Origin of the sequence: Facklamia sp. P12950 (assembly GCF_050409465.1) — a bacterium.
Lineage (GTDB): Bacteria > Bacillota > Bacilli > Lactobacillales > Aerococcaceae > Facklamia.
The window spans coordinates 1-22,706 of record NZ_JBNUPK010000003.1; the positions used below are offsets into that span (position 1 = coordinate 1).

18 protein-coding genes and 1 other annotated feature are annotated in these 22,706 nt (G+C 37.1%); of the genes, 3 read left to right on the forward strand and 15 right to left on the reverse strand.

What is annotated here, in order from left to right:
- Positions 1-240: 240 nt before the first annotated feature.
- Positions 241-909 (forward strand): prepilin peptidase, encoded by a 669-nt coding sequence (locus ACQV2Q_RS03335; protein WP_428881923.1) that lies wholly within the window; start codon positions 241-243, stop codon positions 907-909.
- A 454-nt stretch (positions 910-1,363) separates the two neighbouring features.
- Entirely contained in the window at positions 1,364-1,507 is a 144-nt protein-coding gene (locus tag ACQV2Q_RS03340; RefSeq protein WP_428874500.1) for a hypothetical protein, read from the forward strand.
- Positions 1,508-1,827: 320 nt separating this feature from the next.
- On the opposite strand, the gene rpoC is transcribed toward ACQV2Q_RS03340, so the two are convergent.
- The 5 genes from rpoC to ACQV2Q_RS03365 form a co-directional block, all read right to left on the reverse strand.
- Positions 1,828-5,454 carry a DNA-directed RNA polymerase subunit beta' gene (gene rpoC, locus ACQV2Q_RS03345; protein WP_428874501.1) on the reverse strand — a complete coding sequence of 1,209 codons (3,627 nt, stop codon included), beginning with the start codon at positions 5,452-5,454 and terminating at the stop codon, positions 1,828-1,830.
- Positions 5,455-5,543: 89 nt separating this feature from the next.
- Positions 5,544-9,152: a DNA-directed RNA polymerase subunit beta gene (gene rpoB / locus ACQV2Q_RS03350; RefSeq protein WP_428881924.1), complete on the reverse strand. Its 3,609-nt coding sequence runs from the start codon at positions 9,150-9,152 to the stop codon at positions 5,544-5,546.
- A gap of 370 nt (positions 9,153-9,522) precedes the next feature.
- Positions 9,523-10,188, reverse strand: a complete 666-nt coding sequence (locus ACQV2Q_RS03355) for a potassium channel family protein (protein ID WP_428874503.1) — start codon at positions 10,186-10,188, stop codon at positions 9,523-9,525.
- 16 nt (positions 10,189-10,204) lie between these two features.
- Positions 10,205-11,551, reverse strand: coding sequence for a TrkH family potassium uptake protein (locus ACQV2Q_RS03360; RefSeq protein WP_428874504.1), 1,347 nt, complete (start codon positions 11,549-11,551; stop codon positions 10,205-10,207).
- Between the two features lie 48 nt (positions 11,552-11,599).
- Complete coding sequence (locus ACQV2Q_RS03365; RefSeq protein WP_428876580.1) at positions 11,600-12,220, reverse strand: class I SAM-dependent methyltransferase; 621 nt, start codon at positions 12,218-12,220, stop codon at positions 11,600-11,602.
- Between the two features lie 147 nt (positions 12,221-12,367).
- On the opposite strand from ACQV2Q_RS03365, the gene ACQV2Q_RS03370 reads away from it, so the two are divergent.
- Positions 12,368-12,991: a thioredoxin family protein gene (locus tag ACQV2Q_RS03370; protein WP_428874506.1), complete on the forward strand. Its 624-nt coding sequence runs from the start codon at positions 12,368-12,370 to the stop codon at positions 12,989-12,991.
- A 56-nt stretch (positions 12,992-13,047) separates the two neighbouring features.
- Here ACQV2Q_RS03370 and ACQV2Q_RS03375 read toward each other — a convergent pair whose 3' ends face one another.
- The 10 genes from ACQV2Q_RS03375 to ACQV2Q_RS03420 all read right to left on the reverse strand — a co-directional run bounded on the left by ACQV2Q_RS03375 (position 13,048) and on the right by ACQV2Q_RS03420 (position 22,622).
- Positions 13,048-14,154 carry a hypothetical protein gene (locus ACQV2Q_RS03375; protein WP_428881925.1) on the reverse strand — a complete coding sequence of 369 codons (1,107 nt, stop codon included), beginning with the start codon at positions 14,152-14,154 and terminating at the stop codon, positions 13,048-13,050.
- A gap of 21 nt (positions 14,155-14,175) precedes the next feature.
- On the reverse strand, positions 14,176-15,177 hold the full coding sequence (locus ACQV2Q_RS03380; RefSeq protein WP_428874544.1) for a hypothetical protein: 1,002 nt from the start codon (positions 15,175-15,177) through the stop codon (positions 14,176-14,178).
- A gap of 939 nt (positions 15,178-16,116) precedes the next feature.
- Positions 16,117-16,983: an LPXTG cell wall anchor domain-containing protein gene (locus tag ACQV2Q_RS03385; RefSeq protein WP_428881926.1), complete on the reverse strand. Its 867-nt coding sequence runs from the start codon at positions 16,981-16,983 to the stop codon at positions 16,117-16,119.
- Between the two features lie 297 nt (positions 16,984-17,280).
- Positions 17,281-18,528 carry a sensor histidine kinase gene (locus ACQV2Q_RS03390; RefSeq protein ID WP_428875547.1) on the reverse strand — a complete coding sequence of 416 codons (1,248 nt, stop codon included), beginning with the start codon at positions 18,526-18,528 and terminating at the stop codon, positions 17,281-17,283.
- Positions 18,518-19,222 (reverse strand): response regulator transcription factor, encoded by a 705-nt coding sequence (locus ACQV2Q_RS03395; RefSeq protein WP_428874541.1) that lies wholly within the window; start codon positions 19,220-19,222, stop codon positions 18,518-18,520. Before ACQV2Q_RS03395 ends, ACQV2Q_RS03390 begins: the two co-directional genes overlap by 11 nt.
- Positions 19,223-19,339: 117 nt before the next feature.
- Complete coding sequence (gene rplL / locus ACQV2Q_RS03400) at positions 19,340-19,717, reverse strand: 50S ribosomal protein L7/L12 (RefSeq protein WP_428875546.1); 378 nt, start codon at positions 19,715-19,717, stop codon at positions 19,340-19,342.
- A gap of 59 nt (positions 19,718-19,776) precedes the next feature.
- A complete protein-coding gene (gene rplJ, locus ACQV2Q_RS03405; RefSeq protein WP_428874539.1) occupies positions 19,777-20,313 on the reverse strand; it encodes a 50S ribosomal protein L10 in 537 nt (178 codons plus the stop codon).
- Between the two features lie 37 nt (positions 20,314-20,350).
- Positions 20,351-20,473 (reverse strand) — a sequence feature (ribosomal protein L10 leader region).
- 37 nt (positions 20,474-20,510) lie between these two features.
- Positions 20,511-21,200, reverse strand: a complete 690-nt coding sequence (gene rplA / locus ACQV2Q_RS03410; protein ID WP_428874538.1) for a 50S ribosomal protein L1 — start codon at positions 21,198-21,200, stop codon at positions 20,511-20,513.
- Between the two features lie 82 nt (positions 21,201-21,282).
- Entirely contained in the window at positions 21,283-21,708 is a 426-nt protein-coding gene (rplK, locus tag ACQV2Q_RS03415) for a 50S ribosomal protein L11 (protein ID WP_428881927.1), read from the reverse strand.
- A gap of 143 nt (positions 21,709-21,851) precedes the next feature.
- A complete protein-coding gene (locus tag ACQV2Q_RS03420) occupies positions 21,852-22,622 on the reverse strand; it encodes a lysostaphin resistance A-like protein (RefSeq protein ID WP_428881928.1) in 771 nt (256 codons plus the stop codon).
- Positions 22,623-22,706 lie beyond the last annotated feature (84 nt).

A 22,706-nucleotide genomic window follows, 5' to 3' on the forward strand; every position in this document is an offset into this window, starting at 1 on the left:
TCAGTTTTCAATGAGCTTCGCTGCCATAAGTGACAACTTCTATATACTAGCATGGGTTAGACTTTTTGTCAAACCTTTTTGAAGATTTTTTGAATTTTCTTCTAAATATCTGCTTTTTTACAAGATATTCGCTAGCAGGAATTACATTTTACTATCTTTTTTAATTTGTGTCAATAATTTTTAGCACTTTTTTTCTTTTTTACGTGTATTTAAGCCTATAACTTATAAAAGGAGTTAATGATGACTCATATACTGTACTTTTATATTGGATCTTGTATAGCGAGTTTTGTTTACTATCTTTCTTATTCCATTATAAATAAAAGCTTTAGTTGGAAAGCGCGATCTTCTTGTGATTATTGCCAGCACAAACTCTACTTTTGGCAGTTATTTCCTTTGTTTTCATATTTATTACTGAAGGGGCATTGTTATTTTTGCTGTCGGAAAATAAGTGTCAATCACTTTTACTTTGAATTGTTTGGTGGACTCTGCTCTTTCTTCTTTTTTCTATTCACTGCTTTTTCTTTTTTTAATCTGATTTTATTACTTATCTTTCTATTCATGACCTTCATGGATATACTTGATCAGTGGGTTCCTGATTTTCTACAACTTTCTTTTTTGACACTCGGATTACTCTATAATTATTCATATAATATTATTCCCTTTCAGTATTTTCTTATTTTCTGTCTTATCAGCTTTCTTCTTATAAGAACAGAACAGTCTTGGATGGGAGGTGCCGATTTAAAATTCATCTGTATTTCTCTATTGTTTATTCCCCTAGGCTCTATTCCTTACTTTTTATTTTTAGCAGCTTCACTTGGACTTTTGTATTGTTATCTTTCTAAAAGTAAAATAATTCCATTTATCCCTTTTTTAATATTTTCTTTTATAACTAGTTATGTTTTGATATGATGCATTGTAAAATTTAATGCAACACGAGTAAAAATAAAACTCATAACAAATTTAATTCATGTAAAATGTCATTACTATAAAACATACACATGAAAGAGATTGTTATGAGCCCTATATATTACCACGGATGATAGAAGTAAGACTTTTCCCAAATACCTTCTCCTTTAAGACATTCTATAATTGGATATATAAGGAGACTTTATCCGTTTCCTTGCAGGTGTTAAAGAGAAAAGGTCACTCTAAAAAAACGAAAGAAAGAAGAGAAAGATTTGATATCAATACTTCTGTTTAGAAAAGACCCAAAGTGGTGAAGAAGCGCACTGAATTTGGACACTGACAACTTGATATTCTAGTATCTTCTTGAGGAAAAAGCAAAGAATGTTTAGCTACTTTTGCAGAAAGGAAGACTCGTACCTATTTTGCGATAAAAACACCAGACAGAAGTAAACAATCTATGTTAGAAGCGCTTTATCAATTAACAAAATCCTTACCACAAGGAGCCTTTAAAACATTCACATCCGATAGAGGAAAAGAATTCGCTTGCTATGACGTAGTAGAGAGTAAGTTAGGGATAGGTTTTTACTTTGCCGATGCCTAGAGTGCATGGCAAAGAGGCACCAATGAAGGCAGCAATGGCTTGCTAAGGGAATTCTTTCCTAAGAAAACGGATTTCGCACAGCTAAAGGATCAAGACTTGTTTAAAGCTATCTATAAAGTAAACGCTAGACCAAGGAAATGTCTAGCGTTTGAAGCACCCTTTGAACGTTATATTGAGGAATTGAATTTGTTAACAGAAGTGTCGTAATAATTATTGCAATATATCATATAAAAATACCCTTCAATTATGAAAAACTCCCCCTAAAATAGTTTTACTTTTGGGGGAGCAGTTCAATAATTGAAGGGTTTAATCTATTTTGTTTATTTCATTTGCTGTGGTTCCTCTGTTATCTCAGTTGGCATAGGAATAGTATCTTGAGTGGTTTGGATTTCCAAATCACGGTAGCTGTTCATTCCAGTACCAGCTGGGATTAATTTACCAATAATGACGTTTTCTTTTAGACCAATTAAGTAGTCACGGTCTCCACGAATGGCCGCATCGGTCAAGACACGCGTTGTCTCTTGGAAGGAAGCAGCTGAGATAAATGATTTTGTCTCAAGAGCAGCTTTAGTAATTCCAAGTAAGACGGGTCGAGCCGTAGCTGGTGTTTCCCCGCTTGTAATGGTGTCTTTATTAGCCTTAGCAAAGTCTGCGATATCCATTAAGGCCCCTGGTAAAATAGATGTAGAAGCAGGGTCCATTACACGAACTTTACGTAACATTTGACGAGCCATCACCTCAACGTGTTTATCACCAATTTCTACCCCTTGTCCACGATATACGGCTTGAACTTCGCGCATAATGTATTTTTGGACCGTTAAGACGTCAGTAACTGCTAATAATTCTTTGGGATCGATTGATCCTTCTGTTAAGGCTTGACCACGTTCTACACGATCGCCTTCATTGACTTTAAGGCGAGCAGCATAAGCCACTTTATAAGTGCGGTTATCCGTAACTCCTGTAACGGTAATTTCTTTCAACCGCTCGCTTGATTTTTCTTCAATCGAAGTAACAACTCCGGCAACTTCCGTAATGGTTGCTTGTCCTTTTGGAACACGCGCTTCAAAAATTTCTTGAATACGTGGTAAACCTTGAGTAATATCACCACCACCGGCAACCCCTCCCGTATGGAAGGTACGCATGGTTAACTGAGTACCAGGCTCACCGATAGATTGAGCAGCGATTGTACCTACTGCTTCTCCAACTTCTACTTCTGATCCAGTCGCTAAGTTGCGTCCATAGCAATGTTTACATACACCATGGTCAGTATTACATGTAAAGACTGAACGAATAGTTACAGCTTCAATACCTGCTTTAATAATTTCTGCAGCCTTCTCATCTGTAATCAATTCTTGAGCCTTAACAATTTCTTCTCCAGTTTCTGGATGAATGACTGATTTATGTGCATAACGTCCTTGTAAACGTTCTTCTAGGGACTCAATAACCGAATTACCATCGGCAATTTCACGAATTTCAACTCCACGGTCTGTTCCACAATCTTCCTCACGGATAATGACATCTTGAGCGACATCAACTAATCGACGTGTTAAATAACCTGAGTCAGCGGTCTTCAAGGCCGTATCGGTCATCCCTTTACGCGCTCCGTGAGTGGAGATAAACATTTCCATAACGTTTAAGCCTTCACGGAAGTTGGATGTAATTGGTAATTCGATAATTTTCCCAGAAGGAGCCGCCATATTCCCACGCATTCCGGCTAGCTGGGTAAAGTTAGAAATATTACCACGGGCACCAGAGTCAGACATCATAAAGATGGGGTTTAGACGTGGCAAGCTCTTTTGTAGATCCTTTTGAATCTGATCTTTGGCTTTTTCCCATGTACGAATAACATTTTCATAGCGCTCGTCTTCAGTTAGAAGTCCGCGTCGTCTCATTCGAGTAATCTCATCAACTTTAGCATGAGCTTTCTCTAAGATTTCTGCTTTACTATCTAAACTGAGAACATCCGCTACCCCTACGGTGATACCTGATTGCGTAGAATATTTATAACCCAAATCTTTCATCTTATCTAGCATAATTGATGTTTGAGTAATATGATAATGTTTAAAGACTTCAGCAATAATATTACCAAAATCTTTTTTCTTAAACGGTGACACAGGCTCCATCTGTTCAATAGCTTCTTTAACGTTTACACCTGGTTCCAAGAAGTACTTATCAGGTGTTTGTTGCGTTAGGTTCTCATTTGATGGCTCATTTAAATATGGGAATTCATCTGGCATGATTTCGTTAAAGAATAATTTACCAATAGTTGTAACCATTAAACGTTCTCTTTGCCAGTCAGTGAAAGTTTTATTAGTGAAAGACTTAGCAGGAATCGCTACACGGGTATGTAAATGCACATAGCCATTTTGATATGCAATCTCTGCTTCTGAAATGGAGCTTAGAATCATTCCTTCGCCCACACGTCCCGGTTCTTCAATTGTTAAATAATAATTACCAAGCACCATGTCCTGTGAAGGTGTTGCAACTGGCTTACCGTCCTTAGGACTTAGGATGTTTTGTGCACCTAACATTAACAGACGGGCTTCAGCTTGAGCTTCTTCAGATAACGGTACGTGAACTGCCATTTGATCCCCATCAAAGTCAGCGTTATAAGCGTTACATACTAATGGGTGTAGACGAATTGCTTTCCCTTCAATTAAAACCGGTTCAAAAGCTTGAATACCTAATCGGTGAAGAGTAGGTGCTCGGTTAAGTAGTACGGGGTGTTCCTTAATAACATCTTCAATAACAGGCCAAATCGCATCATGTTGAACTTCAATCATACGTTTAGCATTTTTTACGTTGCTAGCTATTTCGCGTTCTACTAATTCTTTCATTACGAACGGTTTAAATAGTTCGATGGCCATTTCTTTTGGTATTCCACATTGGTACATTTTTAAAGACGGTCCAACAACGATAACCGAACGACCAGAATAGTCCACACGTTTTCCTAAAAGATTTTGACGAAAACGTCCTTGTTTACCTTTAAGCATGTGAGAAAGAGATTTTAATGGACGATTACCAGGACCAGTAACAGCACGTCCACGACGACCATTATCAATCAAAGCATCTACTGCCTCTTGTAACATTCGTTTTTCGTTTTGCACAATAATATTTGGTGCACCTAAATCTAAAAGGCGTTTCAAACGATTGTTACGATTAATCACTCGACGGTAAAGATCATTTAAGTCAGAAGTTGCAAAGCGTCCTCCTTCCAACTGAACCATCGGTCTTAAATCAGGTGGTATAACTGGCAAAACATCCATAACCATCCATTCTGGTTTATTTCCTGATTCTTGGAAAGAATCCAAGATATCTAAACGACGAATCGCTCGCGTTCTTTTTTGTCCAGTCAACGTTTTAAGCTCTTCTCGTAAACCACTGATCTCAGCATCTACATCAACTGCATGTAGGAGTTCTTTAATCGCTTCTGCACCCATTTTGGCATAAAAACGGTTGCCGAACTCACGTTTTTTCTCACGATACTCTGTCTCAGTGAGTAATGATTTATATTCTAGACCCGTATCGCCTGGATCAATAACTATGTAAGAAGCAAAATAAATCACTTCTTCTAATAGTCTCGGGCTCATGTCAAGGATCAAGCCGATACGGCTTGGAATCCCTTTGAAATACCACACATGAGTAACTGGGGCTGCTAATTCTATATGCCCCATTCTTTCACGACGAACTTTAGCGCGAGTCACTTCCACGCCACAACGGTCACATACGCGACCTTTATAGCGAACACGTTTTAACTTCCCACAAGAACATTCCCAATCCTTGGTAGGACCAAAAATACGCTCGCAAAAGAGTCCATCTTTTTCGGGTTTTAAAGTTCGATAGTTGATGGTTTCTGGTTTTTTGACTTCCCCATAAGACCATGAACGAATTTTTTCTGGGGATGCGAGACCGATTTTCATGGAATCAAATTTATTAACATCTATCAAGGGGCCGACCTCCTTCTTGATTTAAGCTGGTGTTTCCACCAATTAATGGAGTGCCTTTTCTCCAATGGCTCCAAGGCATTTAGACATTACTAGTCCTCTTTAGTTGTATCTCCACTAGTAATTGAGGCTGAACTTTCATTAGTTTCACTTGTTTGAACGACGCTCTTTTCTTCAGCGGCTTTTTGATCTTCTTTATACTTCTCAAGCGCATTAAAGTTAATTACATCATCTTCATCGTCATCATCCAATAGTTCAATTTCTTTATCTTCAGCGTCCAAGACTTTCAAGTCCAATCCTAAAGCTTGTAGTTCTTTAACTAATACACGGAAGGATTCTGGTACACCAGGTTTGGGAATAGCTTCTCCTTTGACAATGGCTTCGTATGTCTTCACACGACCTACTACATCATCTGATTTATAAGTCAAGATTTCTTGTAAGGTATAAGCTGCACCATAGGCTTCTAAGGCCCAAACTTCCATCTCGCCAAAACGTTGTCCACCAAACTGTGCTTTGCCTCCGAGCGGTTGTTGGGTTACTAATGAATATGGGCCCGTTGAGCGTGCATGCAGCTTGTCATCGACCATGTGTGCGAGTTTCAACATATACATGACACCGACTGAAACTTTTCGGTCAAATGGTTCTCCAGTACGACCGTCATATAGAGTTGTCTTAGCATCCGGTTCTAATCCGGCTTCTCTAACTGTTTCCCAAACCTCTTCTTCATTCGCCCCATCAAAGACAGGTGTAGCAAAATTAATGCCTAATTGACGTCCGGCCATTCCTAAATGTAATTCAAAGACCTGTCCAATATTCATCCTTGAAGGCACCCCTAATGGGTTTAACATAATATCAACTGGTGTCCCATCAGGCATAAATGGCATATCTTCTTCCGGCATGATTAAAGAGACAACCCCTTTATTTCCATGACGTCCAGCCATCTTGTCACCGACTTGAATTTTACGTTTTTGAACAATATAAACACGAACCAATTTATTCACTCCTGGTGAAAGCTCGTCGCCATTTTCACGAGTGAATACCTTAACATCGTGCACAATTCCACCACCACCATGGGGAACTCTTAAGGAAGTGTCACGAACTTCACGTGCTTTTTCACCAAAAATAGCGTGTAAGAGGCGTTCTTCTGCTGTCAATTCAGTCACACCTTTTGGTGTGACTTTTCCGACTAGAATATCTCCATCGCGTACTTCCGCACCGACCATAATAATTCCATCTTTATCTAAATATTTGAGGGATTCCTCACTAACATTAGGGATTTCGCGCGTAATTTCTTCTGGTCCTAACTTAGTATCACGTGATTCTGATTCATATTCTTCAATATGAATAGAGGTATAGACATCGTCTTTAACTAGACGTTCAGACATGATGATGGCATCCTCGTAGTTATAACCATCCCAAGTCATAAAGGCTACCAATGGGTTTTGACCTAAGGCCATTTCACCGTTTTCCATCGAAGATCCATCTGCTAAAATTTCATTAGCATCAACTTGATCTCCAACAACAACAATTGGACGTTGGTTGTAACATGTTCCCGCATTGGAACGCGCAAATTTAGTTAAGCGGTATTCATCAACGGAACCATCTTCTAATTGCACACGAATACGTTCAGCATCCACATAGGTTACTCGACCTGGACGTCGGCAAATCAATGCCGCACCCGAGTCGTGAGCAGCTTTATACTCAATACCTGTTCCGATAATCGGTGCTTTGGGACGAATTAAAGGAACTGCTTGACGTTGCATGTTAGCTCCCATTAAAGCACGGTTGGAGTCATCGTTTTCTAAGAAAGGAATCGATGCCGTTGCTACTGCAACTACCTGTTTTGGTGAAACATCCATAAAATCGACTGTGTTAGTTTTGACCTCTAAGTTTTGGTCTTTATAACGAGCCATAACCGTGTCATTTTCAAAAGTACCATCTTCATTTAAACGAGAGTTAGCTTGAGCAATGATGTATAAATCTTCTTCATCTGCTGATAAATACGCAATTTCTTCTGTAACGGTCTTGTTAGCCTTATCCACTTTACGATAAGGTGTTTCAATGAAACCATAACGGTTTATTTTTGCATATGAAGATAAGGAGTTAATTAATCCAATGTTTGGACCTTCTGGTGTTTCAATTGGACACATACGACCGTAGTGAGAGTAGTGAACGTCACGCACTTCATAACCAGCGCGATCACGTGTTAACCCTCCCGGTCCTAAAGCAGAAAGACGACGCTTGTGAGTCAATTCACCCAATGGATTGGTTTGATCCATAAATTGTGATAATTGAGAAGAGCCAAAGAACTCTTTAATAGCCGCTACAACTGGACGAATATTAATTAACTGTTGCGGTGTCATTGTTGAAATATCTTGTAAGGACATTCTTTCACGGACTACTCTTTCCATACGCGATAAGCCAATACGGAATTGATTTTGCAGTAATTCACCGACTGAACGAATACGACGGTTGCCCAAATGATCAATATCATCTGTTGAGCCCACTTGTTCATTTAATAATAAATAGTAGTTCATTGACGCGATAATATCTGCTGGGGTTAAGTGATGCGCTCCTTCAAGATTAGCGTTACCGACAATATTAATCACACGGTCCGAATCAAGAGGGGAGTATACTTTGACCACTTGCAAGTCAATCGGTTCACCAATCACACCATCTGGTGAAGGAGTATAAGTATAAACATTCAAACCATTATCTAAGTAAGGGATTAAACGTTCAATATCTCCTGCAGAAAGTTCAGTTCCTTCTGTGAAGAGTACTTCACCTGTTTCTGGGTCTGCCAAAGTTTCTGCGAGTGTCATTCCTAAAAGACGGTGCTTTAAGTGGAGTTTTTTATTAATCTTATAACGTCCAACTGGCGCTAAATCATAACGTCTTGGATCAAAGAAACGAGCCGTTAATAAGTTACGTGAAGAATCTGCTGTCTTCGGCTCACCAGGACGTAGGCGTTCATAAATATCTTTCAAGGCTTCTTCAGCACGGGAGTCAGAAATGTTTTTATGGACATCTTTAGCTAAAGTGTCATTCAATAGGGTAGTTTCAGATAAGATTTCAACAATCTCGTCATCTTCGCCAAAACCAAGTGCACGAATTAAGGCTGTAATTGGCAATTTACGTGTCCGGTCAATTCTGACATAGGCAATTCCTTTAGCATCCGTTTCAAATTCTAGCCAAGCTCCTCGGTTAGGAATAACGGTTGAAGCAAAAGTATGTCTTGATTTTTTGTCTACTTTATCATGGAAGTAGACACCTGGAGAACGTACTAATTGTGAAACAATAACACGTTCTGCCCCATTAATGATGAAGGTTCCCATATCCGTCATAATTGGGAAATCGCCAAAGAATACTTCTTGTTCTTTTACTTCACCAGATTCCTTATTAACTAAGCGCAAATTAACATAGATTGGTTTAGAGTAGTTGGCATCGTGGGAACGAGCTTCCTCTACTGTATATTTAGCCTCTTGAAATGAGTAATCATGGAAATAAAGTTCTAAATTTTCTGTATGATCGACGATTGGCGAGATATCTTGGAACATGGTCTTTAATCCTTCTTCTAAAAACCATTGATAGGAATCGGTTTGGATTTCAATCAAGTTTGGTAATTCCAAAACCTCATCAATTCGTGCATAACTACGACGTTCTGCTTTTTTACCATATTTCACGATATGATGCTGACTCAAACAATTCACCCCTCTTTAATATTACGTAGCGAATGGTGATTCTTCTGGGCTTGCTTTAACTATCGACCGGCAGATTACAATATGTTTACAAATATTATAATTTGATAACAAAATACTTTTTGTCCTTTTTAAGGGCAAAAAAAAGACAAAAGAATTGATTTTAATCGCCTAAGCTTCCTCAATCTTTTGTTTACTCTGCCAAAATCGCCGACCGGACAATATTTCGGTGCCATTTTGAATTCAATGTTCACGCTATGCGTTATTCAATATTACACTTATTTTTTATCAAAGTCAAGACTTTCTTTCTCAGACTTTAAAAGCAAAAGACCACTCGAATTAAATTAGCAAGTGGTCTTATAAATATAAAATCTTAAATTTCTTTTTCTAATAAAACTTTCGCATTATTGGTGTTGGTTAAGCCGACAAAGAGGTCGCTTTCTTCAATAATAAAGTCTGGATTGACGTTAATATCAAATCCTTCTTCAATACGAGACTTAATCGCAATCAAATTAATATCATAACGGCTTCTAAAATTTATTTCTTCAATCGTCTTCCCTATCCAATTCTTACGAGCGGTAAATTCAACAATGTGGCTCTGAGCGTCTAATTGAATTAAATCGAGTACCGAATCATTGGTCAGTTCATTACCAATCCGAATCCCCATATCTGTTTCGGGTAAAATAACGCGATCAACGCCTAATTTCAAAAGCACTTCTTTATACTCTTCTTTGCGCGTTTTTGCGATAATGGTCGGTACTTCTAACTTTTGCAAAGATAATAAGGTAGTAATCGTATTATCAAACTTTGAAGAGGAGGCAATAATTGCCATTTGTGCTTCACCAACTCCGGCTTCTTTTAATACTTCATACTTGGTAAAGTCACCTTGTACAGCTACTTCCACCTTACTAGCAATAGCTTCAACTAGCTCCATGTCGCGATCAATCACGATTACTTGCTTGTGGTTTTCCGCTAAAGTTTTGGCTAAGGATGTTCCGAATAATCCGAGACCTAAAACTGCTGTGATTTCTTTTTTCATGAAAGTTTCTCCCTTTCTATCCTATCATCAAGTTACCATGCGGGTATTTAATCTTTGATGGCTTTCTTCCCATACTCGCTGACCAAAAAATAGTTAACAACCCGATTCGACCAATAAACATCATAAAAATTAAAACGGTTTTACCAATACCAGTTAAATTAGGGGTTAAACCCATACTTAAACCAACTGTTGAAAAGCAAGAGACAACTTCTACTACTACATATTCGATGCCGAATCCTGGAGGAATTGTTTCTGTTATTAACAAGATCATGGTGACAAAGGTAATTAAGCTTAAGCCTGAAATTAAAATAAAGATGGCCTTCAAAATAGCTCCTTCAGGGATGGTACGCTTAAAGATAACCGATCCTCTACGACGAATAGCTGAAGAAGAAAAAATTAAAAGACTTGCTAAAGTAGTGGTCTTAACCCCACCCCCGGTGGATCCCGAAGAAGCGCCTAGAAACATTAAGACAATGGTTAAGAAAATGCCGGCAGATGATAAAGCGGTATAGTCCACATTCGAAAAACCAGCGGTTCGTGGTGTCACCGCTAGAAAAAGATAGTTTACAAGTCTAATAAAGAAGGGTTGGTCCTTAAACAAAGGACTAGGTTGTTCAGTTAGAGCGAATAATACTGTTCCTAAAAGGAGTAAAATAGCCGTTGTAGTCAAAACTATTTTAGTATGCCACAATAATTTACGATTGCGATAAAAGGTTAGCAAATCTCGCCAAACAATGAAACCTAATCCACCAATGATAATCAAACCCATACAAGTTAGGAGAACTAAAGGATTGTCTTGGAAACCAATCATAGAATCTCCCAACAAATCAAAACCGGCATTACAAAAGGCGGACACACTATGAAAGATGGCATAATAAGTTCCTTTTAACCAGCCAAAGCGTGGAATAAAGTCAATTCCTAATAAAGCCGCCCCAATAATCTGTACAATCAAAGAGAATTGGATGATATAGCTCAAAAGATTTCTAACTTCAGAAATATCGGAGATATTTAAAGATTCAAGTAAAACTTTATGCAGTCTTAGATTTATTTGCTTGCCCATATAGATAAAAACGGTAACCCATAAGGTCATAAATCCAAGTCCACCAATTTCAATTAAAACTAGAATAATCGTTCGTCCAAAATAATTCCAATGGTCTGTAGTGTTAACTGTTACATTTCCCGTTACACAAACAGCTGAAACAGCTGTAAACCAAGCATCAATTAGCTTCGTCCATTCACCTGATCGACTAGCTAAAGGAGTGGCTAATAGTATTCCTCCAATAAAGGAAATCACGACAAACGTCAGCACAATATAAATAGGAGCTGAAATCTGAGTAACATAATTTTTAACTTTATCGAACAAATAAACGCTTCCCCTCTAATCAATAATGACTTTTTAAAACCAATGTGTTTAATCTTGAAACAACTTGATGGATTGTAAAATCCAATAGCCTTTAGAGCGATCGATTTCACTGACATTACCAAATGTTTCTTCCATAAACTTTTTCATACTGGGTGCCCCTTGTTTTTTCTGGATAACCAGCCATAACTGTCCTTCCTCTTTTAGTGCTTGATAGGCTTGGGTCACAAATTGCTGAACAATAGTCTTACCAGCTCGAATAGGTGGATTAGTTAAAACATAATCATAAATTGGCTCGAAATTATGAGTGACAACATCTGCTTGTATAAAATCCAGATTTGTCACTCGATTCAACCGCATATTTTCCTTAGCTAATGCCAAGGCTCGCTGATTAACTTCCAAACCCAACACTTGAAGTGACTGCGATTGATCAGCAATAGCAACCGAAATTGGCCCATAACCTGAGCCTAACTCCAATAGTTGGCCGGAATTTATACTTTGATTAAGCTTTAAAAAATTTTCTATCAAGAGGCGCGAACCAAAGTCCACTCTACCTTTGGAAAAAACTCCCGCATCGGTAGAAAACTGATAACTTTGGTGAAAAAGCTGTGCTTCAATATAACGTTCATCATGACTGCTTTGTGGTTGCTGACTATAATAATGATCGGACATAAATACACCCCTTGCTTGAATCGATCTCATATATCTTAACATTATTGCTAAAAAAGTGATATAATTTAATTATTATCATGCTTAAGTAATTAAATATTTTCTATAAGAGTTAAACCATTACTAAGCTTTTTAGAAAGGAAGTTTACAGTGAAATTATTAAATAAAAAATTGTTCCTACTAATGTCAGTCTGTTTCTTACTAACTGCTTGCCAACTAAATGATTCTAAAATAGACAAACAAGAAAATCCAATCACAAATCAAAAAAGCAAGATTGAAAAAAGCGACTACATTGGAGAAGATGGTCAAGTTTCTTTTAAGGAAGACCTTATTCTTTTAAACTTAGATAAAGAAACGAAAGAAAAAGTCTATAAAGAGCTAGACAAGATTGAAAAATATGCCGATGAAGTAAGTATCGCCCCTTTAAAGATGTCTAACCTTTCTAAAATAGAAGGTCAAACTGCTTATGAAGCAGTTATCGAAGATTCTAAAAATGAAGCCAAACTAATCTATGTAGGTTTTGATTCTTGTCCATATTGTCGTGTTTTTCTACCTAAGTTAAATCAATTAGCTAAAGAAATGAACCTAAATTATCATTATTATAATGCCGATGAGCGAATGGAGGATGATAATTTCCGTGATGTTGTCGATAATTTCTTTGAAATTTCCACGGTTCCCCAACTGCTCATTGTTAAAGATGGTAAAGTAGACAGTAAATTGGAAAACTCCAATTCAATGGCTGACTTAGAAAAATTCCTTCTAAAGCTTAATTAATTAAGCTATTTAAAAATCGCCCTCATCTAAATTGAGGGCGATTTTTTAACCAATCTCTAATTTTCCATCGTTGTTTCTTCTGAGTCTTCTAAATAACTTTCCATCTCTTCACTTGATTCTTCTTCTATTTCAAGAGGAGTCATGGTCACTTCTTTTTCAGTATCAGATATAACTTCTTCAGAGAATGTAAACTCACCAGGGAAAGCCTCTTCCACAGCCATTTGAATTTCATCGATAAACTCACCGGTTAATTCATCAGCTTTAACGATATATTGATATTCTTCGCGATCTGCCTCATATTGAACTTCAAAGGTTGCTTCATCGTAAGTTAGCGCTTGGGTTTCGGTGCCTGGTCGAATACCTAAGATGATATCGAATTTATCGTCCACTTTGATCATTTCTCCAGCAACAAAAAGATCCGGATAAATCAGTAATTCCTTCTCTAAGTATTCCTCCGCTGCTTCTTCTGTTTCAAATTCACTCGAAATATAGAATAAAATGTAGCGTCCTTTTTCTTCAACAGCTTCTGCATAGGTCACTCGAACCAAAATAAAGTCTTCATCAATGATTTCTTTTTCAGCAATAAAGCGGTCTTTTGTCGCCTCATCTTCTTCAATCAATTGAATAAAATCATCCGCTTCTGACTCTTCTTTGAAGACATTAGCATTAAAAGTAATGAATTCTCCCTCAAATAAGTCAATCTCTTCTTCTACTTCCGTCTCTTCTTCCATTTCAATACTTGTTTCTGGTATCTCAATCACTTCAATATCTTCTGGTCGATTGGAAGGCTGTGGGCGACTTGGAATATAAGGTTGAGTTGGTCTAGGGTTTGGATTAGGTTGGGGCTGGCTAGCAACCGTTGTTACAGTCGTTTCTGTAGTTTGAACAGTTGTTTCTTTTGGGCTTTCAACTGTAGTGTTAGCAACAGTTGTTTCTTTCTCTTCAGACTCACCGCTACCATTGTTAGGCTTAGTTGTAGTTTCATTTTGAGGTTTACTAGGTGCAATCGTAGACTCCTGTGGTGCAGGCTGATTTCCTTCGTTTGTGGGTAGGGTTTGCTCAGTGTCCGGCTTATTTTCAGTGTCATCCTGAGCAAAAATTGTCCCCACGCATCCAAACGTTAAAACGGTAACTACTAAAAGATTAATAAGTTTATTCTTCATTCTATTTTCTTCCTTTCTTATTTAGCGACGGAAACCTAAAACAATTAAGACAATTCCTAAAAGGAATAAAACAACTGCAACTCCTATAGTTACAATAGAAACATTATCTTCAGAAATCCCTAGGTTCATTAACTTTTCCTTTAAGTTTATCTGTGTTAAATAGTCATCAACTTTGGTGTTGAATTGAGAAAATAGATTTCCTGCCATGTTTGAGCCGTTATCATCACTTTCTACACTCGCTTGCCGCTCAGATAAAGGTAGTTGGCGAAGTGTCACTAACGTTTTGCCATTTTCTTCTACACTTTCAAAACTGAATTCACCAGGAAAACGTTCTTCAATGGCTTGACGATAAGGGTCATCACCATTTGATTCTAATTCATACTGATAAGGCTCTCTTTGATCATAGTATTCAATTTCTTGCTTAGCTGTATCTATACCAAAGCCATCTGCGTTGGCATTAACTTTCAAAGCAAAAGCCAGATCATATCCATCACCTTGTGATGCCAATTCACCTTTTTCAAACAAATCAGGATAATATAATAGATGTTTATCTAAGACTTCTTGGGCTTGACTTTGATCGGCAATATTGACTGGAAAATATAAAACAATCAGTTGACCATCTTCTTTAGCACTGTCACGATAATTAGCTGAAAGTAAAAAGCGACTCTCTTCAGAGACATCCTCTAAAATTATCTGATCATTCAGACTTGCATCATTCTTTACATAATTGGCAAAGTTATCTAGTGATTCTTGATTTTCAAACTCATTAAGGGGATAAATAACAATATCCGTTTCAAACAAACCTTGTTCCATTGCTTTATTAGATGCTCTTTCCTCATTCTCACCAACGGATGATTCGTCATCAGAGTTTGTAGATTTCTCTACTTTCTTTAAGTCTGACGGAAGGGCAGGTCGTGGAATGAAAGGATCAGAAGTTGCTTCTACCATCAAGTTAGAACAAGTATAAAGACTGAACAGGAACCCTATTAACAAACAATAAAAAAAACTCTTTTTCTTTTGCATAAACCGAACTCCTCTAAATTTGTTAGCTACATTATAACAGTCTTATACCTTTTTTAATAATGGAAACTTTGAATTTATAAAAAAAGAGACCTTAACAAAGTCCCAAACAATCAGTCCCAATAATCCGAATGCAAGGTAGTTTCATAAAGGGGTCATAAGCAAGTTTTTGCCTATACTATTCAAACAGCTTGCAATCGCAAGGGGGTGGATATTAGCTTATAGTGTCTACTCTAGAAATACCCACTATACGCAAGTATTTCGATTACTATTTAAAAAGATTACTCTTTTTAATCCCACTCATCTCATTGCAGAGGCGAGCTATAAAACGGCCACCATCGTTCAATTTCTTTTAAACCAATCCACCATACCAGTTTTTCCTTATACGCGACCAAGAAGTAAACCCGAGCATAGAGAGTGTATCTATGATGAATACTATGACTGTTATTTAGATGAAAAAATGGGGTCTATCATTCTACGACCACTAATCAAAAAGGCTATCGAGAGTACAAAGCCTCTCGTCAAGATCAGGAGAACAATCAAAATAAATGTGTAATTAGCCGACATGTGTGGCAAAAAGCCCTTGAAAGGTGTGAGGATATCAGGTATTCAGAGGGTATGCGTGCTCTTTATAAAGAATCCAAAGAGTCCGCTGACAGAATATTCGGCACTGCTAAAGAACATCATGGCTTTCGATAGACGCATTTTATTGGAAAAAGCTTGATGGAATTTAAAGCAGGGCTCACTTTTACTTGTTTAAACATGAAGAAATTGGCAAATATACTAGAGATGAAGAGCTAGAAAGGCTTCGGTTTTTTATTTTACAGGAAACTTTTAAGACAAATAAAGACAAACCCTTCCTTGAGAGTTACTCAAATAGGGTTTGTCTTCAATCTGAGAGCAAAATTATCTTGCTCTTTTAAATAGCTGCTATTAAATTAACTATGCTTCTTCACGTTTCTTAGCAACTAAGCCTAATCCTGCTAATACAGATAATGCTGCTGCACCATAAATTGCGAAGGTTGAACCTTCACCAGTTTGTGGTAATTCAGATTTTTCTTTTTTATTTTCTACTGGCTTTGGATTTTTTGGTTTTTCATCTGCAGGTTTTTCATCTGCAGGTTTTTCATCTGCAGGTTTTTCAGTTACCATAAATGTCATAGTTTCTTCATCATATGACCATACTAACTCACCTAAACCAAAGCGAGCAACATAGTCATGGAAGTATTTTTCAGCTTCTTTCATAGATGCAGCTTCATATTCAGATGTAATGTTAGTATCAGATGTTTTTAGAACTAATTTAAATGTATATAATTTAGGTGCTTTTTCATCTGTTGCCATGAATGTCATTGTATCAAAATCATATGACCATTCTAAGCCTTTTAATCCTTGACCTGCTACATAGTCGTGGAAGTATTGGTCAGCTGCTTGCATACTTTCTGCTTTATATTCTGATGTAATATTAGTATCAGCTGTTTTTACTATTAATTTGTAAGTATATAATTCTGGTGCTTTTTCATCTGTTGCCATGAATGTCATTGTATCAAAATCATATGACCATTCTAAGTCTTTTAATCCTTGACCTGCCACATAATCGTGGAAATGTTGCTCAGCTGCTTGCATACTTTCTGCTTTGTATTCTGAAGTAATATTTGTATCTGCTGTTTTTACTTCTAATTTATAAGTAGTTTTCTGCTCTTGTGCTTCAACTGGATTATTTTGAGTTTGTGCGTTTACTGATGTTGCTACTGGCATTCCTGCTGCTGCAACAGTTAATGCTGCAACTGAAGTTAATAATAATTTTTTCATTTATTATACCTCTTTCTTTTTTGTTTTTTATTTTTCTAGCGACGGCTGGAAAGCTATTTGCATTCCTTACTTTTAATATTAACAAACTTCTAAATAATTTTCAAGGCTTTTTAAAGATAAAATTTAAAAACTTTAGGAATTCTTTAGAGTTTTGTTAGTACTTAAGTTTGAATAAGCATTTAACTTTCTTCCAACATGAATAATTATAACCTTCTCTTAAAGAATAGCAAGTAAATCTAAAGTTTTTAAAGATACAATTCGGTTTCAAATATTACAAGTATTGTAATGTTTGATTCTTTAATGTAAGTCTTCCCTTAAGATTGGAATTTCGACCCGAAAGACAAGATCTTGTTCTTCCACAATTCCATAAGCTACCCCTTGATGAAGGGCAACCATATTGCGTACAATCGCTAACCCTAAGCCTGATCCCGGTTTTTGAGAGGTCCGTGAGCTGTCAGCTCGATAGGATCGTTCAAATACTCGTTCCAAATCTTCCTCATTCAATAAGGTGCCATTATTTCGAAACTCGATAACCACCCATTTTTCTGTTTTAATCGTATCCAGTCTGTTTTTTTGATAGCGAGTATATTTTTTATACTCTTGATCAGTCATTTCTGTCACTAATATTTTTTGATAAGTGGCACCTTCTCCGTATTTAAAAGTGTTGGTTATAAAGTTGTTAAATACTCTTACCATTTTTTCAGGATCAATTTCTAATACCAAGTCACTTGGTGTGACTTGACAGAACATTTCAATCCCTGCTTGCTTGGCTTGCAAATTAAAGTCAGCAAGCACCTGTTCTGTAAAAGCTTGCATAGCTATAGCTTGTTTATTAACTTTTGCAGTCGTTTGTTGGGTGGAGGTATATTCAAACAGATCATTGATTAATACTTGCATGCTTTTAGCTTTACTATGCACTGTTTTTATATAAGAGGCCAGTTCTTCTTGAGTTAAATCTGAGCTGTCTTGAATCAGTCTTAAATACCCAAGTATTGAGGTAAGTGGCGTTCGAATATCATGACCTATATTATTCATTAATTCATCTTTTGTTTTCTCGGTCTCGTCTCTTTCCTTAAAAGCTTGATTAATAGAGTCCATCAGGGTGTTCACATCCTGAGCCAAAGTGACATAGTCTCCAATTCCCTCATTGGGAATTCTCAGGTCATACTTGCCTTTAGCCATGGCGGAAATATATTTACGAATATACCTTAAAGTAATCCGATTTCTTTCATGAATATATCTAAAAGTCACTGTAATAAATAAAGTAGCAAGATAAAGACCAATTAATATTTGATTACTTTTATTATAGAGTGTATATGCGATAATGTTATCTTTCAAATTTGTTTTAATGGTCCATCCTAAATTGAATGTTAAAAAATTTAAGAGTTGTTGATAGCTAAACATTAGCACAAGATAAATAAAGGAAACGGTACCAGCTACTATAAATAGATTTATCGTCATTTCAATGCGGTCGCTTTTACTTAGTTTAAAACTTTTAAAAGAAGGAATTAGTCCAGCCTTTTTTTCTTCATTCTTATTTATCAATCTTATAGCCCACTCCCCACACGGTTTGAATAACTTTCTCGCCGCCAGTTGCTTCTTCTATTTTATTTCTGAGGTTACTTACATGGACCATTACCGTTTTAGTAGAAGCAGAGGAATTATCCTTCCAAACACTATTAAGAATTTCATCAGCAGACCAAACTTTCCCCCTTTGCTCGGCAAGTAACTGTAAAATTTCAAATTCCAGACCTGTTACTTTAATTTCTTCTCCTTCAGCAGTCATCACTTGATGTCCTTTAGTATCGATTGTGACTGCTCCTAGATTAATAAAGTCTTTACTGTCTTTTTGCGCTAAAGAATGAGCATTCACACCTTGACGTCTTAAGATACTCTTGACTCTAGCGACTACCTCTAAAGGTTCAAAGGGTTTAGTAACATAATCATCGGCTCCTGCAAGCAAGCCAGAAATTTTATCGGTTTGAGTCTGATTAGCTGAAATAAAAATAACTGGAATATCTACATTTTTATGACGCATGGCTTCTAATACTTCCATCCCCGTCATTTTAGGCATCATAATATCTAAAAGAGCGATATCTAATTCAGGATGTAAGTTAATTATTTCTAAAGCTTCTTCTCCGTTATTAGCTAATATACACTCATATCCCTCATTACGCATATAAATATGTAATAAATCTAAAATTGCTTTGTCATCATCTGCAATTAATAACTTGACCATTTTCTTCCCTCCTCAATCTTTCTCTTCCATTATAGCCCAACTTTTTAAATTTATCTTTAAAAAGGGAAAAACCTGATCAGAAGATCTGACCAGGTTAATATAGATGGGATAGAGAAATTATTTAACTTCTACAGATCCACCAACTTCTTCAATTTTAGCTTTCAATTCTTCAGCGTCTTCTTTAGAAATGCCTTCTTTGATTGCTTTAGGAGCGTTGTCTACTAATTCTTTAGCTTCTTTCAAGCCCAAGCCAGTAGCTTCACGAACCACTTTGATTACTTTAATTTTAGCGTCGCCAGCTGAAGTTAATACTACGTCAAATTCAGTTTGCTCTGCAGCAGCTTCGCCACCGCCAGCAGCAGGTCCAGCTGCAACAGCTACAGGAGCCGCAGCAGATACGCCAAATTCTTCTTCAATTGCTTCTACTAATTCGTTTAATTCTACAACTGTTGCTGATTTGATATCTTCAATAATTTGTTCAATATTTAATGCCATTTTGGTTTCCTCCAAATATTTTTTTAGTTTATATTGTACTTATGCGACGAGCGATCGATTTAGGCAGCACCTTTTTTGTCGATAATTCCGTTCAAAGCGTAAACCATTTGTTGTGCTGGGTTTGCTTGAGAAAGGACAGATGCCACATTGCGCATTGGCGCTTGCAATACAGATAGTAACATTGAAAGTAATTCTTCGCGACCAGGCATTTTCGCTACTTGTTCAATCATTTCTTTAGTAGCTGCTTGACCTTCAACAATTCCGCCACGAATTTCAAGAGTTTCATTGTCTTTAGCAAAGTTTGCTGAAATTTTCGCTGGATTTACGACGTCATCTGAGAAGACAATCGCTGAAGGACCCTTGAATAAATCTTGAGGAACTTCGATTCCTGCTTTTTCAGCCGCACGACGAAGCATTGTGTTTTTCACAACCTTCATTTGAACGCCTGCATCACGTAATTGTTTACGGTAGTCTGTTACTTCTTCAACCGTTAAGCCAAGATAATCCACTACAACGATTGTTGCAGAGTTTTTCATATCTTCAGCAATTTTTTCAATTTCTTGAGCCTTTGCATTTAATACTGCTTCTTTAACCATGTTTCTTCTTTCACCTCCATCAAATAGGTATAGAGATTTTTAAAATTAAAAATCTCTATGTCACCTAGACATAGAGATAGCTTCCTGTTTAACGGGAACTTCCTCGGTAAGAAATTAAGGCTTAGCCACTTACTGTCTTAGGTCGTTTAAAATACTTATTTATCATAGTGATAAACAAATTATTTGTCAATATGAAATTATAAACTTTCGACGTTAATCTTGATTCCGGGTCCGAAAGTGGTTGCTAAAGCTAAATTAGTAATATAAGTTCCTTTAGCTGTAGCTGGCTTCACACGCATAATTTGCTCATGAAGTGCTTTGAAGTTTTCCACTAATTTTTCATCTTCAAAAGATACTTTACCAATTGGAACATTCACGATACCTGCTTTATCTGCACGGTAAGTTACTTGTCCAGCCTTGATATCGTTAACGGCTTTGGTTACGTCCATTGTAACGGTACCTGTTTTAGGGTTTGGCATTAAGCCTTTAGGTCCTAAGACACGACCCAAACGTCCAACTTGTCCCATCATATCTGGGGTAGCTACCATTACGTCGAAATCTAACCAACCACCGTTGATTTTATTAATTAGATCTTCTTCACCAACAAAGTCTGCTCCAGCAGCTTCTGCTTCAGCGGCTTTTTCACCTTTTGCAATAACTACCACTGTTTGTGTTTTACCTGTTCCATGTGGTAGCACCATTGCGCCACGAATTTGTTGGTCTGCTTTTTTAACATCGATATTTAAATTGTAAGATACTTCAACAGAGGCATCAAATTTTGCAAAATCAATTTCTTTTGCTAATGCGACTGCTTCTGTTACATCATATTTCTTTGTACGGTCAACTTTTTCTCTTGCCGCTACATAGTTTTTGCTTTTCTTAGCCATTTGTTTTTCCTCCTATATTTGTGGTTATTCGGGGTTTCCCTCCCACACCCGATAGAAACGGGGCGAGAAGCTACCTTGGCGCTTAGTATTCGACTGTAATCCCCATTGAACGGGCAGTTCCTTCAACCATACGCATAGCAGCTTCTACATCGGCTGCATTTAAGTCTGCCATTTTAATTTCTGCGATTTCACGGACTTGATCACGTGTAACCTTTCCGACTTTGTTCTTGTTAGGTTCACCTGAAGCCTTTTTCAAGCCAACAGCTTTTTTCAATAGGATTGGAGCTGGTGGTGTTTTAGTAATAAAGGTAAATGAACGGTCTTCATAGACATCAATAACAACTGGAATAATCATTCCTTGTTGATCTTGAGTACGTGCGTTAAATTCCTTCGTAAAGGACATGATATTAACACCGGCTTGACCTAACGCTGGTCCTACTGGTGGAGCTGGGCTCGCTTGACCTGCAGGGATTTGTAATTTTACTTGAGTGACAACTTTTTTAGCCACGAATATTCCTCCTTATGTCAATTTTCGTGATGTGGTAATTGGAGCTTTTATCTTTTTTAAACTTGCTCCTCCCACCCAATGCATGGTTTGAATACATGCATTGCAATATTATAACGGAAGGCTTATGAGATTGCAAGAAGTTTTTAAATAGCTTTTTCTTGTTTCGGACATTTATTGATTAAGTAAATACAAGCAGCTACTAAAATAACCGTAACCACAAGACCCCCCTCAAATCCAAAGTCTCCACCATTGATCAAACTGGCCTCAGCTTTGGATTTAGTTAGTAATAGTGTGCCCGGTAATACCAATCCACTCACTTGGACCCCAAAGACCACACCCATTATAAAATTCCAAAAGGAATGAGCAGCTCCTGTTAACCACATATTATCAGTAATATAGAATAATAAGGAAAAGAAAATACCGGCTAAGGCAATGTTAACTAAGGCTAAAACTGTAACTCCTGGATTGCCATAATGCAACAAACTAAAGAAGATGGAGTTTATCAAAATGGCAAGAGGAACTCCCCAAGCGGCTGCCAAGCCATTCATCAAGTAACCTCTCAAGAGGATTTCTTCAGACATTCCTTGGATCATAAAGCCGACTAATAAGAGGATAAACGCCACTCCATCGGCGTGAGGGTTCATTTGGACAGAGATCGTCCCCATCAAAAGATTAACTAAAAAAATAAAGAACATTAAGGCGGTAGCAATTACGACGCCCATCCCATATTTTTTTAGGAAATTATCTTTATAAAAGCCAAAGGAGTTAAGTCTGCGTCCTTGCAACCATTTAGCCAAAAGGACCGTTGTAATAATAGTAATAATCGTTAAAAATAGTTCTAAATAAACCATTAATGGCTCGTTTAACAGTGCTTGACCTACATCTTCGGTTAAAAAGGAATCACCAAATTTCATATAGATTAATGGACCAATTAAAAAAACTGAAATAAGTGAAGCAAATAGTAAACTAACAAGATTTATAAGCGCAGTAAAAGCAAT

What these genes read in the sequence shown, in the direction of transcription:
- ACQV2Q_RS03335 (WP_428881923.1), top strand. Translation starts at nt 241, where the DNA reads ATGACTCATATACTGTACTTTTATATTGGATCTTGTATAGCGAGTTTT.
- rplL (WP_428875546.1), bottom strand. Translation starts at nt 19,717, where the DNA reads ATGGCATTAAATATTGAACAAATTATTGAAGATATCAAATCAGCAACA.
- ACQV2Q_RS03380 (WP_428874544.1), bottom strand. Translation starts at nt 15,177, where the DNA reads ATGCAAAAGAAAAAGAGTTTTTTTTATTGTTTGTTAATAGGGTTCCTG.
- ACQV2Q_RS03395 (WP_428874541.1), bottom strand. Translation starts at nt 19,222, where the DNA reads ATGGTCAAGTTATTAATTGCAGATGATGACAAAGCAATTTTAGATTTA.
- ACQV2Q_RS03420 (WP_428881928.1), bottom strand. Translation starts at nt 22,622, where the DNA reads ATGAAATTTGGTGATTCCTTTTTAACCGAAGATGTAGGTCAAGCACTG.
- ACQV2Q_RS03340 (WP_428874500.1), top strand. Translation starts at nt 1,364, where the DNA reads ATGTTAGAAGCGCTTTATCAATTAACAAAATCCTTACCACAAGGAGCC.
- rplA (WP_428874538.1), bottom strand. Translation starts at nt 21,200, where the DNA reads ATGGCTAAGAAAAGCAAAAACTATGTAGCGGCAAGAGAAAAAGTTGAC.
- rplJ (WP_428874539.1), bottom strand. Translation starts at nt 20,313, where the DNA reads ATGGTTAAAGAAGCAGTATTAAATGCAAAGGCTCAAGAAATTGAAAAA.
- ACQV2Q_RS03365 (WP_428876580.1), bottom strand. Translation starts at nt 12,220, where the DNA reads ATGTCCGATCATTATTATAGTCAGCAACCACAAAGCAGTCATGATGAA.
- ACQV2Q_RS03355 (WP_428874503.1), bottom strand. Translation starts at nt 10,188, where the DNA reads ATGAAAAAAGAAATCACAGCAGTTTTAGGTCTCGGATTATTCGGAACA.
- ACQV2Q_RS03385 (WP_428881926.1), bottom strand. Translation starts at nt 16,983, where the DNA reads ATGAAAAAATTATTATTAACTTCAGTTGCAGCATTAACTGTTGCAGCA.
- ACQV2Q_RS03375 (WP_428881925.1), bottom strand. Translation starts at nt 14,154, where the DNA reads ATGAAGAATAAACTTATTAATCTTTTAGTAGTTACCGTTTTAACGTTT.